Here is a 12,536-nt window from a genome sequence, read left to right on the forward strand (position 1 = left end):
CGCGGGGCCAAGTCGGCCGGGAAATGGGCAGGTTGGCCGATCAGCGACCGCACGGAGGGTCGTAGGAGAGGCGCGGGAGGTACTCGTGCCACTTCTGTGGGGTCAGGACACCGCGGGTGACCGAGCAGATGTGGCTGATCGCCGCGTCGTCGTCCAGGCTCCACAGGCGGACCGTGTCGGTGCCGCTGGAGAGCCCGAGGACGTCGCTGCCGACGCTGAAGGAGAGGAAGGTGCCCGACTTGGCGTTGGGGCTCATCGACTGGCCGATGGCGGTCGCCGAGGCGGGGTCGGTGACGTTCCACAGCCGGACCGTGTTGTCGTTGCCGCCGCTGACCAGAACGTGCCCGTCCGGGTTGAACGTCAGCAGCTTGACCGCCTCGGTGTGGCCGGTGAGCGGTGCGCCCAGCGAGGTCGCCGAGGCGGGGTCGGTGACGTTCCACAGCCGGACCGTGTCGTCGTCGCTGCCACTGGCCAGAACGTGCCCGTCCGGGCTGAAGGCGAGCGCGTTGACCGGACCGGAGTGCTCCGTGAGCCGGCCGAGCGCGGCCGGCCGGGCCGGGTCGGTGACGTTCCACAGGCGGATCGTGTTGTCCGCGCTGCCGGAGGCGAGGGTGTGCCCGTCGGGGCTGAAGACGAGCGCGTTGACGTAGCCCCGGTGGCCGGTGAGGGGCCTGCCGAGCGCGACGGGGCGCGCGGGGTCGGTGACGTTCCAGAGCTGGATGGTGCTGTCGTCGTAGGCGGTGGCCAGGGTGTGGCCGTCCGGGGTGAAGGCGAGCGTGTCAGGCCCCGCGAAGCGCGTCCGCAAGCGGATGGGCGGTCCGGCGGCGACCGGGTGGGACGGATCGCTGACGTTCCACAGATACACGGCCTGGTCGTTGGTGAGGACGGCGAGGGTGCGGCCGTCGGGGGAGAACTGCAGGGCACGGTGGCCGCCGTCCGCTTGCATGAACGGTTTGCTCAGCAGCACCGGGCGGCTGGGCCGCGTCACGTTCCACAGCCGGAGCCTGCCGTCCCGTGCCGCCGTGGCCAGCACCCGTCCGTCCGGCCGGAACGCGCCGGTGCGGCCGACGATGTCCGAGGTCGGCAGCGACCACAGGCGCACCTCGCTGTCGCCGCTGCCGGTGGCGAGGGTCCGCCCGTCGGGGCTGAACCCCAGGGCGTACATCTCCCCGCTGCTGCCCGCGAGCGGTTCCCCGATCTGCGAGGGGGCCGCCGGATCGGCCACGTTCCACAGGCTGGCCGTGCTGTCCGCGCTCGCGGCGGCCAGCCGGCCGCCGTCCGGGCTGAACGCCACCGACCAGATCGGGCCGGTGTGCGCGGCCAGCGGCGGGCCGAGGGCGGAGGGGTGAGCGGGGTCGGTGACGTTCCACAGCCGGATCGTGTCGTCCGCGCTGCCGGTGGCGAGGGTGTGCCCGTCGGGGCTGAACGCCACCGAGTGCACGAGGTCGGTGTGGCCCTTCAGCGCGGTGTCGTACTGCTTCGCGTGGCGCGGGTCGGCCACGTCCCACAGCAGGATCTCGTTGTCGTCACCGCCTGCCGCGAGGGTGCGGCCGTCGGGGCTGAAGGCCACGCTGCGCACGGCGGCGGTGTGCCCGCGCAGGACGTCGATCTGCTTCGGACGCCGCGGGTCGGCCACGTCCCACAGCCGTACGGTGTGGTCCTCGCTCGCCGAGGCCAGGGTGCGGCCGTCCGGGCTGAAGGCGACCAGGTAGATCGTGCCCCGGTGCTCGGTCAGGGGCGCGCCCAGCGACACCGGGTGGGCGGGGTCGGTGACGTTCCACAGCCGGATCGTGCCGTCGTCGCCCGCGCTGGCCAGGGTGCGCCCGTCCGGGCTGAAGACCGCGCTGCTCACCCAGCTGGTGTGGCCGGTCAGCGGCTTGCCGAGCGGCTTGGGGCGGCCCGGGTCGGCCACGTTCCACAGCCGGACCGTCCGGTCGTAGCTGGCCGTGGCCAGGGTCCTGCCGTCGGGGCTGAAGGAGGTGAGGTAGACGGCGCCGGTGTGGCCGGACAGGGGGGTGGCCAGCGGCGCGTTCACGATCGAGATCAGCCTGCTGTACGTCCCCTCGTCGTCCGGGCGCAGCCGGTGGGCGACCAGGTCCAGCTGGGCGGAGAGGGAGGGATCGGTGTGCTGCACCCGGTCGGCCTCGGCGAGCACCTGCTCGAACACGGCGTCGTCCCGCTGCTGCCGGGCGATCACCGCCGAGCCGCCGGCGAGCAGGGCCAGCACGACCAGCGCGGCCACCGCGGCCCGGCTCAGCCACACCGAGCGCCGGCGCAGCCGGACCGCTGCGGCGAGGAACTCCACCGCGCTGCGGGTCAGGAAGGTGTCGCCGGCCGATCTGGCCCAGCCGCGGGCCTGCTCCAGCCGGGAGCCCCGGTAGAGCAGCGAGCTGTCCCGGCCCGAGTCCTCCCAGGCCCGGCCGTCCTCTTCCAGCCGCTGGCGCAGCAGATGGTCGTTGCGGTCGTCGTCGATCCAGTGCCGCAGCCGCGGCCAGGCGTGCAGCAGCGCCTCGTGGGTGATCTCCACGGTGTCCGCGTCCAGCGTCACCAGCCGGGCGCGCACCAGGGCCTCCAGCGACTCTTCTGTCTTGCCGGGGTCCGCCGACTCCTCCGCGAGCTGGCGCCGGGTGCCCCGCCGGCGCGTGGCCTGGGTGTCCTCGCCGAGCCGGACCAGGCGCAGCAGGAGCAGCCGGGCCGCCGTACGGGCCGCGGGGTCGAGCCCCGACCAGGCGCGCTCGGCGGTCGCCGCGACGGCGCCCTGGATCCCGCCGGCCGCGCGGTAGCCGGCCAGTGTCAGCCTTCCGGCCTTCCTGCGCTGCCAGGTGGCGAGCAGGGCGTGGGACAGCAGGGGGAGCACGCCCGCGTCGTGCGCTCCGCGCGGGCCGTCGGCGCTCACCTCGCGCACGATCAGCTCGGCGAGCCCCGGTTCCAGTTCGAGTCCCACCGCCTTGGCCGGGCCGGTCACCGCCTCGCGCAGCTCGCTGCTGGTCAGCGGGCCGAGGACCATGTGCCGGTGCTGGAGGGCGTCGGCGAGTTCCGGGTAGCCGAGGCACTGCTCGTAGAAGTCGGCGCGGATACCGAGCACGACGACGACCGGGGCGGGTCCGTCCGCACCGGCGGGCGGGGTGCAGACGGCGTGCAGGAGCTGGATGAAGGTACGGCGGTCCGCCTCGTCGGGGCAGAGGGTGAAGGCTTCTTCGAACTGGTCGACGATGACGACCGGACGGGCGCCGGTGCCCGTCGGCCGGTTTTCGGCGGGCCTGGTCCCGGCGGACGTCTCGCGGCGCGCCGGCTGGTCCTCGGCGAGGGTCTCGCCGCCCGAAGCCCAGGCCGAGACCGCCTCGCGGGCCGCACGGGCGAACCGGGGGGCGTCGGAGCCGGGGAGCGCCGGGTTGCGCGTCGCCTCCCGCTCGGCCGCGCGCGCGTCGGCGGCGACCGGGCCCAGCTCGGGGATGCGGCGGACCAGCTCGCCCAACGGATCGGTGCCCGGCACCAGCTGGAGTACGGGACCCGCCGCACCGGACCGGCCCTCCTCCAGGGCGCCACCGCGGACCGCGGGGACCAGACCGGCGTTGAGCAGGGACGACTTGCCCGCTCCTGAGGCGCCCACCAGCATCACCAGACCGCCGGTGCGCTCCGCGGTCCTCAGCTGGAGCACGAGCGCGCTCGTGCTGCGCTCCCGGCCGAAGAACCAGCGGGCGTCCTCCTGCCGGTAGGGGGCCAGCCCCCGGTACGGGCACACGCCTCCGGCGACGGGTGGGGTCTGCTCCGGTGGCCGCTGGTCGTCCTCGACGGGCGGTGCGGGCCGGTCGCCGACCGGGTCGGCGAGCGCCCGCTCCCACAGCCGCTGCCAGTGCGCGAGCTCGTACAGGCCGGCGGAGACCGGAGCGGGCCGCAGCCGGCGCGCCTCCGGGATGAGGATGTGCAGAACCGCCGCGAGGGCGGTGAACTGCGCCGGTACGTTCCTGGCCCGACGCCAGTCGCTGATCCGCTGTGCGGACACCCGTACGGGCCGCCCGCGCTCGTCGACCCGCTGCAGCCGTACGACCGCCTCGGCGACGCTCTTGAGGGGAGGGTTTCCGGCCTCCTTGTACAGCAGCGCGAGTCGCTCGGCGAAAGCTGTGCGTGCCCCTGAGTCGGAACTCAAGGTCCCACCCCTTTACTTGCCCCCGCATCTGGACGTCCGGACCGGAAAACTCACCCTATACGCCTGACCTGCGAATAAGCACTGGACCGGATTCCGGAACCTCCTCGCCGACGGCGACAGATGGCAGGATCCGGACCTGGTAGCGGGCCTGTTACGCACTGTCCCGACAGGCCACCGGCCTGGTGGCCGGAGGGGCGGCGCAGGTCGCCGAAGGATCTCGGCCAACTTCCACGGAAGGCGGGCGAGCGGGTTCCGCAGGAGGCAGGGAGCGGCCACGGACCCGTCGCGTGATCCCGCGACCAGTCCAGGAACCGGCTTCCCTCGATCGATCCGTGCCGAGCCGACGTGGCACGGGTCGACAGCCCCGCACCGTTCGGCACCGGTCCCCACGAGGGGAGGGACCGGTGCCGAACGGGCGGCGGCCGTACACCGGCCTCACACCGGACTCATACGTTCACTGGCACGTTCGCGGGTGCTCGGACCAGCCCGCCGTGTTCCCGTGTGCTCAGACCCAGCCCGCCGCCCGAGCCATGGCCACGGCGTGCCGCTCGGCCTCCTCGGCACCGGCGTTCAGGGACGCGTCCTGCCCCCGCGCGCTTCCGCCGGCCGCGGCCGCGGCGGCCCGGGACGCCGCCAGTGCCGCGTGCAGCGCCGAGGCGGAGGCCGGGCCGTCGTCCCGTGCCGCGGCCACCTGGGCGGCCAGCGCCGCGGTGGCGGCGGCGTTGCGGGCGCAGCGGGCGTCCGCCGCGGGGTCCGGGGCGGACGCGGCCAGGGCGGCGAGCGAGTCGGCCGACAGCCGTAGCGCGTTCGCGGCCCGGCCGACCGGGTCCTTCGGTACCACCTCGGCCGCGTCCTGGCCGACACCGGCGTACCGGCACGCGGCGACCGCGCGGTCGTAGGCGCTGTGCGCGCGGGTGCTGTGGACCTGGCGCAGCGCCTCGGCCGCCGTTTCTCCCTGTTTTTCCTGCTTTTGCTGTTCTTCCCGTACGTTCCTTTGTTCCTGTGTGCTCATCATCGGCCTCCCTGGGTGCGGGCAGGGTGCCATGCCGGCCGTGAAGAGACCAGGAGCGAAGGGGGACTCTGGATATCTGACGAACCGTCAGATACGGTTTGGTCCTGCCGGCTGTTCCCGAAGGGGTGAGTGTCATGGAGAAGCGTCGTCCCCCGTGCCCGCCCGGCGCTCCGCGCTGGGTCGCGATGTTCCACCAGCCCGCACAGGACTCCTGGACGGTGGGAGCCCAGTCCCCGGACCGGGCTCCCGTGCTCTACGCCGTCGCGGACATGACCCATACCGTGCGGGCGCGCGGCGAGGAGGTGACGGTCGCGCTGTGGGGGCCCGAGGACGGCGCCTGGCACCTCTTCGACGCCCCGGCCGCCCCGGCACCCGCACCCCCGGCCGACGGGCCCGCGCCGGCCGTCGCCGAACCGGCCAAGCTCGCTGAACGCATGACGGACCGCCGCCACCAGGTGCTGATGGCCGGTCTGGGCAAGGCGGGCCTGTACGACCTGAGCGCCGAGGACGGCGAGGCGGTCCGGACCATGGCCGACCTGCTCGACGAGCCCACGGTCCGCCGGGTGGCCCACTGGCTCTCGGTCGCGGCCGGGGCGCGGTAGCCCCGCGAAGGACGGGCGGTACGGGCGGTACGGGCGGTACAGCGGGTCGGTGCCGGGGCCGGTTCAGCGTGTGGTCCGGCGGGCAGGGACGTCCTGGAAGTCATCGTCATCACTGACGACTGGAGGACGTATGAAGGTCTCCGTCGACCGCGCCCGGTGCTACGGCTCCGCGGAGTGCGCGCACCGGGCGCCCGCCGTGTTCGCGTTCGAGGACGGGTACGGCGTCGTACGGCCCGGGCGCGCGGAGTCCGGCGGCGACCCGGAGGTCCGGGAAGCGGCCGAGAAGTGCCCGTCGCAGGCGATCCTGCTCGCGGGCGGGACGGAGTAGCCCTTACGGGGCGTCCGGGGTCTGCGCTGTCGCCGGCGCGGCGGGCGGATAGGACCAGGCGAAGTCCGTCAGCGCGTGGGCCCTGGCCTCCGCCACCGCCATCCTGGCCGCGCGTTCCACGGGGTCGACGTGGGACGCCTGCCCCGTCACCTGACCCTCCCACTTGCGGTAGAGGAGGCCGACCTCGGCCGAGAACCAGCCACGGCTGACCGCGCTCAGCGCCAGCAGCAGGCCCGTGTCCTCGGAGGCCGGCAAGGCCATCCAGCCGCCCAGGGCGGTCAGCAGGTCCCGGCGGACGCAGAGGGTCGCCGGGTGGACCGGCGCGAGGAAGTCGTGGCGCTTCCAGTGGTCGAGCACCATCCCGCGTTCGAGCGGGCCGTCGTCCGGGTCGCCGGGAAAGCCGGCCGTGGAGCCGTCGGGCAGCAGGTCGAGGACCCGGGAGGTCGTCCAGCCGATGGTGCGGTCGGCCTCCAGCACGGCCAGATCGCGGGCCAGCGTGCCCGGGGTGAGCCGGTCGTCGGCGTCCAGGACCTTGACGTACTCGCCCTCGGCGCGCGCCAGCGCGATCGTCCGCGCGATCCCGGGCCCGCCCGGCCTGCCCTGACAAAAGCTCACGCGCGTGTCGTCCGGGAGGTACGGGCGGACCTCGTCCGTCGTACCGTCCTGCTGGACCACCCACTGCCACTCCCAGCCCCCGGGAAGCCGCTGCGCGTTCAGGGACGCGTAGGCCTGCGGCAGGAACGGCGCGGACGGGCCGTGAACAGCGGTGACAACGGTGATGTGCCGGGGCACGGCAGCGCTCACCACCTTTCCGGGGATGTTGTGGATCATTCTCCCAGGTCAGCGACGGGCTGAGAACAGCGCGAGACCCCCGGCCGAGCCCGGCCGGGGGTCGTTCCGTGTCGACTGATGCGTACGCAAGTCGCCTGTCGTCGAGACGTCTGCGGTGCTGGTGCTCCCGGTGTGGCCGGGGAGGCTGCTCAGCAGTCGAGCGACGCTTCCGAGGGATGGTCGGGGGCCGTGCCTTCCGCTTCCGTCGCATCGAGGGGCTGCTGTCGGCAGTTCGGGGACTTTCCGTGGGCCTCGGCCCGGATCCGCTGCTTCATCGTGGGGGGCAGGGCCCTGCCATGGGACCAGGCCCAGTGGCGTGCCGCCGGGATCGTCGGGACCGTCGGTTGCGCGGTGCCGGTGCGGGGGCTCTCGGTCCGGGGTGCGGCCGCCGCGGTCGTGGCGGTCGCGGCGGTGGTGAGTCCGAGCGCCGTGCACAGCGCGAGGAAGGCGGTGACGATGGCGGTCCACAGCTGCATGACCTTGTTCTGGGTCATGGCCCCTCACTTTCGGGTTGGGCGATTTGCGTACTTTCCTCATGATGTGTATGTGGATCGCGAAGTGGTGGACCGACGCCCGTGGCGCGTCGATGTTCCGATGAACACCACCCGGATGGCCGCAAGCGGGTCGGAAAAGCCTCAAAGTCAGGTGAGAGTGAGCGAAGAGGGAGCAAATTAACCGTCCGTGGGGGTGTGATCACCCTCCGATCGGATCGGCCCCGGACCTGCCCTATTGCGCTGCCGGAGGCGGGAGTTGGCCCCCGGCGCAGGTCACCGATCGATATCGGCCGGTGTGTATAGTCGGGCGGCAGAGGTCCCCTACGTCAAGGAAAGACGAGGTCGCGCGGTGAAGAAGCTGCTCCTGGTCGCACTGGCCGCCATCGGCGGGCTCCTCGTGTACCGCCAGATCCAGGCGGATCGCGCCGAGCAGGATCTGTGGACGGAGGCGACTGACTCCGTGCCCACGGGTTCGTGAGTGTCGATACCGGAATCTGAACAGACCCCGACCGCCTGCGCGGTCGGGGTTTTGCGTTTGCGGGCTCTCGCCGGGTGAGGTAGCCGTGGCACGTGTCCCGCAGGGTGGCGCCGGGCGTTTCGGACGGCCGTTGGCGTTCCCCGGATGCCACAGGGGTGCGCGGGGCAGGATGGCCACGGTCCGGTACGGCTGCTGAGCGACGCGACGACAGGGGAGGCCGGCACGTGCGAGGGCGGGGGCTGCGGCTGGGGCTGGTGCCGGCGCGGCGGACGGTGTGGTGGCGGAGGGACGGTCACCGGGCGGGCTGCGGCGCCGGGCGGACGGCGAACCGTCGCAGGAGCGCGGCGGCGGTGGCCGTCATGGCCCTGCTGCCGGGACTCTGCGCCCTGGTCTCGCCGCCCGCGGGGACAGCGGTCGCTGCCGCCGCCGACGCCGGGCCGGACTCGTACGCGTTCGCGCCCGGCGCCCGTACGGTCGCGGGTGCGCGGGTCGCCACGGACGCCGGGCGGCTGGAGCCGGGCAGCGTGTACCGCGGCTCCCTGCCGAGCAGCGGCAGGCTCTACTACCGGATCCGGCTCACGGCCGCGGACACGGCGTACATCCCCGTCACCGCCGTACCCCCGGCGGACGCGACCGTCTCCAGCACCGACGGCATCAGCGTGTCGGTGCAGGACGCGCGCGGCGCGTCCTGCTCCTACGCCGCCGCCCGCTTCGGCGCCGCACAAAGCCCGCGCCCGGTCACCGCGCTCGGGCAGCGCGAGAGCGGCCGGACGGTGTGCCAGGGCAGCGGGACGTACTACGTGATCGTCCAGCGCCTCGGCACCGGCAGTGCCGGTACGGCCGGCCCGGCGCGGCGCTGGGACCTGGAGATCGCGCCCGCCACGGAACCCCGCCCGGCACGTGCCGGGGCCACCACCGCGCCGCGGACCTGGGACTCCGCCACGCCCGAGCCGCTCGGCGGTGAAGCGCGGGAACGGTCCGGCGGCGCGGGCTTCGCCTCCGCCCGTCCGCTGGACCAAGGGGTCTGGCGCACCGAGCTGACGCCCGGCGAGACCCGGTTCTACAAGGTGCCGGTCGACTGGGGCCGACAGCTGCACGCCTCCGCCGAACTGGACGGTTCCCCGGGCCACGGCTATCTCGGCGGCGCCCTGGACCTCTCCCTCTACAACCCCGTCCGCGGCTACGTCGAGGACGTCGCCCTCGGCTACACCGGCGCCCGCAGGCCCGCCGTACTCGCCCCGGTCCCGCCGGTGGAGTACGACAACCGCTACGCCGTCCCCGCCGCGGTGACCTCCGTCCGCTTCGCCGGTGACTACTACCTGGTCCTGCATCTCAGCGCGCAGCTGACGGGCACGTTCGGGCGGGGGCCGTTCGCCGTGACCCTGCGGGTCCGGGTGGCCGGGCAGGCGCACGCGGGGCCGCAGTACGCCGGCCGGCCCGTGCCGGGGGACGTCTTCACGGTCACGGGGCAGGACCGGCAGGCCGCGCTCCCCGGTGGGACCGGGGGCGGGGGCGGCCCGGCGATGAAGATGGTCGCGGCCGCCGGGCTCGGTCTGGGCACGCTGCTGCTGGTGGGGCTCGGCGGGTGGGCGCTGGCGGCCCGCCGGCCTCAGACCCGGGCCAGCGCCCAGAAACCCACCGCGTAGCAGGCCAGCGCCAGCAGCAGGATCGGTATCACGGCCTTGGCCGGCGGGCCGGGCCGCCGCCGGTCCCGGTGCGTACGACGCGCTCGCCGACCGTGCGCGGGGGCGGGCGCAACCGGCTGGGGCGGGGGAGACGACGGGAGCTGCCGCGGGTCCCGGGCGGTGTACGAGGCGGTGACGGACGGCGGCTCGGGAGCCCAGGGAGCGACGGGGTACGGGGGATTCGAGGGCTGTGGTGGAGGCGGATCCGCCGGACTGTGAGGGGTGACGTACGGCTCGGGGGTGGGGGTCGCCTGGGGAGTCTCCTGAGGCGGTGGGAGCCGGAAGCTTCCGGTGTCCGACAGGGAGCCGGTGCCGGTGCCGCTCATGTCCGTACCGGTACCCGTATCCGTACCCGAGCCCGGGCGTGTACCCGTGGTCGTATCCCTATCCCTATCCCTATCCGTGTCCGTCTCGGCGCCCTGGGCCAGGTCCAGGGCCACTCCGGAGGCCGGTTTGAGGGGGCCGTCGGGGTCGAACCCGGGGGGAAGCCGGCCGAGTTGGTCGAAGATCTCGATCAGCTCGTCGTCGAGGCCGGGCTCCGGGAGGAGTTCCACGGCGGAGGCGAGTGCCTTGCGCGCCCCCGTGGCGGTGCGGAAGCGGGCGGCCGGGTCGGGCTGGAGCAGGGTGGCGACGACCTGCCAGAGCGGTTCGGGGATGCCCTGGGGCGGGCCGGGCGTGCCGTGTTCGGCGAAGTACTGCACGAGCGCCTTGGCGTCGGGTTTGGCGCCCTCGAGGAGATACAGGGCGACCAGGCCCACGGCGAACAGGTCGCCCGGGAAGTCGGGTTCGGCGCCGAGCATCTGCTCGGGGGCGAGGTAACCGGGCGTGCCCACCACGAGGTTGGTCTCGGTCAGACGGGGTTCACCGAGCCGCATGGCGATGCCGAAGTCGGACAGCCGCAGCCGGGGGCGGCCGGTGCCGGTGGCTTCGAGGAGGAGGTTGGCGGGTTTGATGTCCCGGTGGATGACGCCCTCCGCGTGGACGGCGGCGAGACCGGACAGAAGCTGGTCGAGCAGGGTGCACACGAACGCCGGCGGCAGGGGGCCGTAGTCGCCGACGAGGTGGACCAGGGAGCCGCCGGCGACCAGGTCCATGGTGAACAGCACCTTGTCGTCGTCGGCGGCCCAGCTGGCCGGGGCGAGGACATGGGGGTGGTCGATGCGCAGGGCCTGCTCGCGCACGAAGCGCAGCAGGGAGTGGGCGTCGCGCTGCTGGAGCACCTTGGCGGCCACATAACGCCGTCGGCGGTGGTCCCAGGCACGCCATACGGCGCCCACGCCACCGCGTCCGATCGGGTCGGCCAGCTCGTACCGGCCGGCGAAGACCTCACCCATGGCAGCCCGCCGCTCCTCCCCCTGGCTCCGCGATGCCCCCTGACTGCTAAACCCCCACTACCCCCCAGCCCCCGCTGTCACTCTGCCCCCGGCTCCCGCGGTCCACGTGGGCCAGTTCTGGTGGGTCGGAACGGGTGGGTCAGTTCTGGTGGGACTGGTAATGGGCGACGGCGTCGGAAGTGCGGCCGGCGCCGTAGACACGAAGGAACTCCGCCAGTTCGGGATGGGTCGGGGCGAGGCTGTCCGCGGCGTCGATGATGTCCCCCGCGGCGGCCACCGAGCGCAGCAGCGACTGGATCTCGCGGACCACGCGCTTGACCGTCGGCGCTCCAGAACCGCTGGTGGTCTGGGTGGTGTTGCTGAGCACGGAGCCCCCCTGCGACTTCTTGATCTCTTCCATGCGCTCGGTCGCCTCGGCGGCGCTGACGCTGCCGTCCGCGACCTGGGCCGCCAGCTCCTGCAGCAGCTGCACCCGCTGGACCACGGCAGGATTGCCGATCTTGGCGCGCTGGCCGCTCATCAGCTGCGAGAGCATCGGAGCGGACAGGCCGAGGACCGCCGCGAGACGGGCCTGGTTGAGGCCGAGATCTTCGATGAGCTTACGGAAGAGCGCCCCCAACGGCTCTCCGTACCAGTTCCGCTGCAGCTCCCGCGCTCTGGCGGTGGCTTCCTGCTGTGCGGCGTCCATTGCGTCTCCCCATCGCTTCCCCAGAAAACCGCGGTTCGCTGTAGCGAACCACGCCGAGCATCTTACGGAGAGTGGTCATCCGCGGGGACCCCCAATCTTTTTGCGGGATACGGGGGGTGACCCGGTACTCTGGTCTGCGGCACCTGCCGGAACAGGATTCCTCCGGCCGGTCGCTCCTTTCCGGGGCCTTAGCTCAGTTGGTAGAGCGCCGTCTTTGCATGGCGGATGTCAGGGGTTCGACTCCCCTAGGCTCCACTCCTGGAAACCCCTCTGACCTGCGGAAACGCTGTCAGGGGGGTGTTTTTTTGTCCCCTGGTGGTCCGCGCTTGGCGAGTTTCCTCGGGGGCGGGTGCTGGACGGTGACCTGGCCGACTGTCGATGACGAGACGGTCGTAGCCCTGGTGGCGCCGCTGATGGGGGCCGGGCCGCACGGTCTCGAGTACGCCGTCGCCGCGGCCGGGGCGGCGCTTCGGCAGCAGCGGCCTGTGGTCATGCTGACCTGGCATGTCGGCGACATGACCAAGCTCTGTGGCGAGCGGGTACGGCTCGTCGCCGTGTGACTGGTCAGAGGGGCGAATCGGCCGGGCGGCTTCCCGAAGTCGCCGATGAGCAGGCGGATCAGGTGGTGCTCGGTCGCCCCGCGTGGGCCGCCAGGGCCGCTGTGCCGTGACCAGGCGCATCTGTGCCTGGTCTCATGGCCGTTGGAGGTAGGCGACGGGGTCCTCTTCGATGAAGGCCAGGGCCACGGGCCAGGTGCCACCGGTGGACAGAGCGGCGTCCGGCTGTGGAACACGGCCACGGGCCGTACCGCTGCCGAACGCACCGGCAACGGCGCGTTCGGCGTGGCCGGAGTCCTCTGGCACTGCTCAACGAGACTGACCTGAAGGGCGGTTGGGTGCGTGCGCGTATCCGGGCCGCGAGGCCGCGTGCGGGCCGA

At 73.3% G+C, this 12,536-nt stretch carries 12 protein-coding genes and 1 tRNA gene; 6 read left to right on the plus strand and 7 right to left on the minus strand.

The window, feature by feature from the left end; translation table 11 throughout:
• Window positions 1-40: 40 nt before the first annotated feature.
• A complete protein-coding gene (locus tag ADK64_RS19970; protein ID WP_053660865.1) occupies window positions 41-4,147 on the minus strand; it encodes a WD40 repeat domain-containing protein in 4,107 nt (1,368 codons plus the stop codon).
• A 505-nt stretch (window positions 4,148-4,652) separates the two neighbouring features.
• Window positions 4,653-5,162, minus strand: coding sequence for a hypothetical protein (locus ADK64_RS19975; protein WP_159046297.1), 510 nt, complete (start codon window positions 5,160-5,162; stop codon window positions 4,653-4,655).
• A 131-nt stretch (window positions 5,163-5,293) separates the two neighbouring features.
• Here ADK64_RS19975 and ADK64_RS19980 point away from each other — a divergent pair, with 131 nt between their 5' ends.
• Together ADK64_RS19980 and ADK64_RS19985 are read left to right on the plus strand one after the other, a co-directional pair.
• The gene (locus tag ADK64_RS19980; protein WP_053660869.1) at window positions 5,294-5,761 is read left to right on the plus strand and encodes a hypothetical protein; all 468 of its coding nucleotides are present in this window, start codon (window positions 5,294-5,296) and stop codon (window positions 5,759-5,761) included.
• Window positions 5,762-5,891: 130 nt separating this feature from the next.
• Window positions 5,892-6,089 (plus strand): ferredoxin, encoded by a 198-nt coding sequence (locus tag ADK64_RS19985; RefSeq protein ID WP_053660871.1) that lies wholly within the window; start codon window positions 5,892-5,894, stop codon window positions 6,087-6,089.
• A 3-nt stretch (window positions 6,090-6,092) separates the two neighbouring features.
• On the opposite strand, the gene ADK64_RS19990 is transcribed toward ADK64_RS19985, so the two are convergent.
• Together ADK64_RS19990 and ADK64_RS19995 are read right to left on the minus strand one after the other, a co-directional pair.
• Window positions 6,093-6,920 carry a glycosyltransferase family 2 protein gene (locus ADK64_RS19990; protein WP_199829656.1) on the minus strand — a complete coding sequence of 276 codons (828 nt, stop codon included), beginning with the start codon at window positions 6,918-6,920 and terminating at the stop codon, window positions 6,093-6,095.
• Window positions 6,921-7,069: 149 nt separating this feature from the next.
• Entirely contained in the window at window positions 7,070-7,414 is a 345-nt protein-coding gene (locus ADK64_RS19995) for a DUF6344 domain-containing protein (RefSeq protein WP_053660873.1), read from the minus strand.
• A 349-nt stretch (window positions 7,415-7,763) separates the two neighbouring features.
• Between ADK64_RS19995 and ADK64_RS47440 the strand changes: the two genes are divergently transcribed.
• On the plus strand, window positions 7,764-7,892 hold the full coding sequence (locus ADK64_RS47440) for a DLW-39 family protein (RefSeq protein WP_003999697.1): 129 nt from the start codon (window positions 7,764-7,766) through the stop codon (window positions 7,890-7,892).
• Between the two features lie 359 nt (window positions 7,893-8,251).
• Window positions 8,252-9,538 carry a hypothetical protein gene (locus ADK64_RS20000; RefSeq protein WP_053661198.1) on the plus strand — a complete coding sequence of 429 codons (1,287 nt, stop codon included), beginning with the start codon at window positions 8,252-8,254 and terminating at the stop codon, window positions 9,536-9,538.
• On the opposite strand, the gene ADK64_RS20005 is transcribed toward ADK64_RS20000, so the two are convergent.
• Both ADK64_RS20005 and ADK64_RS20010 read right to left on the minus strand, forming a co-directional pair.
• The gene (locus tag ADK64_RS20005) at window positions 9,502-10,911 is read right to left on the minus strand and encodes a serine/threonine-protein kinase (RefSeq protein WP_053660875.1); all 1,410 of its coding nucleotides are present in this window, start codon (window positions 10,909-10,911) and stop codon (window positions 9,502-9,504) included. The two genes, ADK64_RS20000 and ADK64_RS20005, sit on opposite strands and share 37 nt — an antisense overlap.
• Before the next feature lie 139 nt (window positions 10,912-11,050).
• Entirely contained in the window at window positions 11,051-11,599 is a 549-nt protein-coding gene (locus ADK64_RS20010; protein WP_053660877.1) for a helix-turn-helix domain-containing protein, read from the minus strand.
• Window positions 11,600-11,781: 182 nt separating this feature from the next.
• Between ADK64_RS20010 and ADK64_RS20015 the strand changes: the two genes are divergently transcribed.
• Window positions 11,782-11,854 (plus strand) — tRNA-Ala (locus tag ADK64_RS20015).
• 104 nt (window positions 11,855-11,958) lie between these two features.
• Window positions 11,959-12,159 carry a hypothetical protein gene (locus ADK64_RS20020; protein ID WP_159046298.1) on the plus strand — a complete coding sequence of 67 codons (201 nt, stop codon included), beginning with the start codon at window positions 11,959-11,961 and terminating at the stop codon, window positions 12,157-12,159.
• Between the two features lie 132 nt (window positions 12,160-12,291).
• Here the strand turns inward: ADK64_RS20020 and ADK64_RS46005 are convergent, their stop codons facing one another.
• The gene (locus ADK64_RS46005) at window positions 12,292-12,462 is read right to left on the minus strand and encodes a hypothetical protein (RefSeq protein WP_159046299.1); all 171 of its coding nucleotides are present in this window, start codon (window positions 12,460-12,462) and stop codon (window positions 12,292-12,294) included.
• Between the last annotated feature and the right edge of the window lie 74 nt (window positions 12,463-12,536).

This window comes from Streptomyces sp. MMG1121, assembly GCF_001280015.1.
Taxonomy (GTDB): Bacteria; Actinomycetota; Actinomycetes; order Streptomycetales; family Streptomycetaceae; genus Streptomyces.

What these genes read in the sequence shown, in the direction of transcription:
- ADK64_RS19980 (WP_053660869.1), top strand. Translation starts at nt 5,294, where the DNA reads ATGGAGAAGCGTCGTCCCCCGTGCCCGCCCGGCGCTCCGCGCTGGGTC.
- ADK64_RS20005 (WP_053660875.1), bottom strand. Translation starts at nt 10,911, where the DNA reads ATGGGTGAGGTCTTCGCCGGCCGGTACGAGCTGGCCGACCCGATCGGA.
- ADK64_RS19985 (WP_053660871.1), top strand. Translation starts at nt 5,892, where the DNA reads ATGAAGGTCTCCGTCGACCGCGCCCGGTGCTACGGCTCCGCGGAGTGC.
- ADK64_RS19975 (WP_159046297.1), bottom strand. Translation starts at nt 5,162, where the DNA reads ATGATGAGCACACAGGAACAAAGGAACGTACGGGAAGAACAGCAAAAG.
- ADK64_RS19990 (WP_199829656.1), bottom strand. Translation starts at nt 6,920, where the DNA reads ATGATCCACAACATCCCCGGAAAGGTGGTGAGCGCTGCCGTGCCCCGG.
- ADK64_RS20010 (WP_053660877.1), bottom strand. Translation starts at nt 11,599, where the DNA reads ATGGACGCCGCACAGCAGGAAGCCACCGCCAGAGCGCGGGAGCTGCAG.
- ADK64_RS19995 (WP_053660873.1), bottom strand. Translation starts at nt 7,414, where the DNA reads ATGACCCAGAACAAGGTCATGCAGCTGTGGACCGCCATCGTCACCGCC.
- ADK64_RS20000 (WP_053661198.1), top strand. Translation starts at nt 8,252, where the DNA reads ATGGCCCTGCTGCCGGGACTCTGCGCCCTGGTCTCGCCGCCCGCGGGG.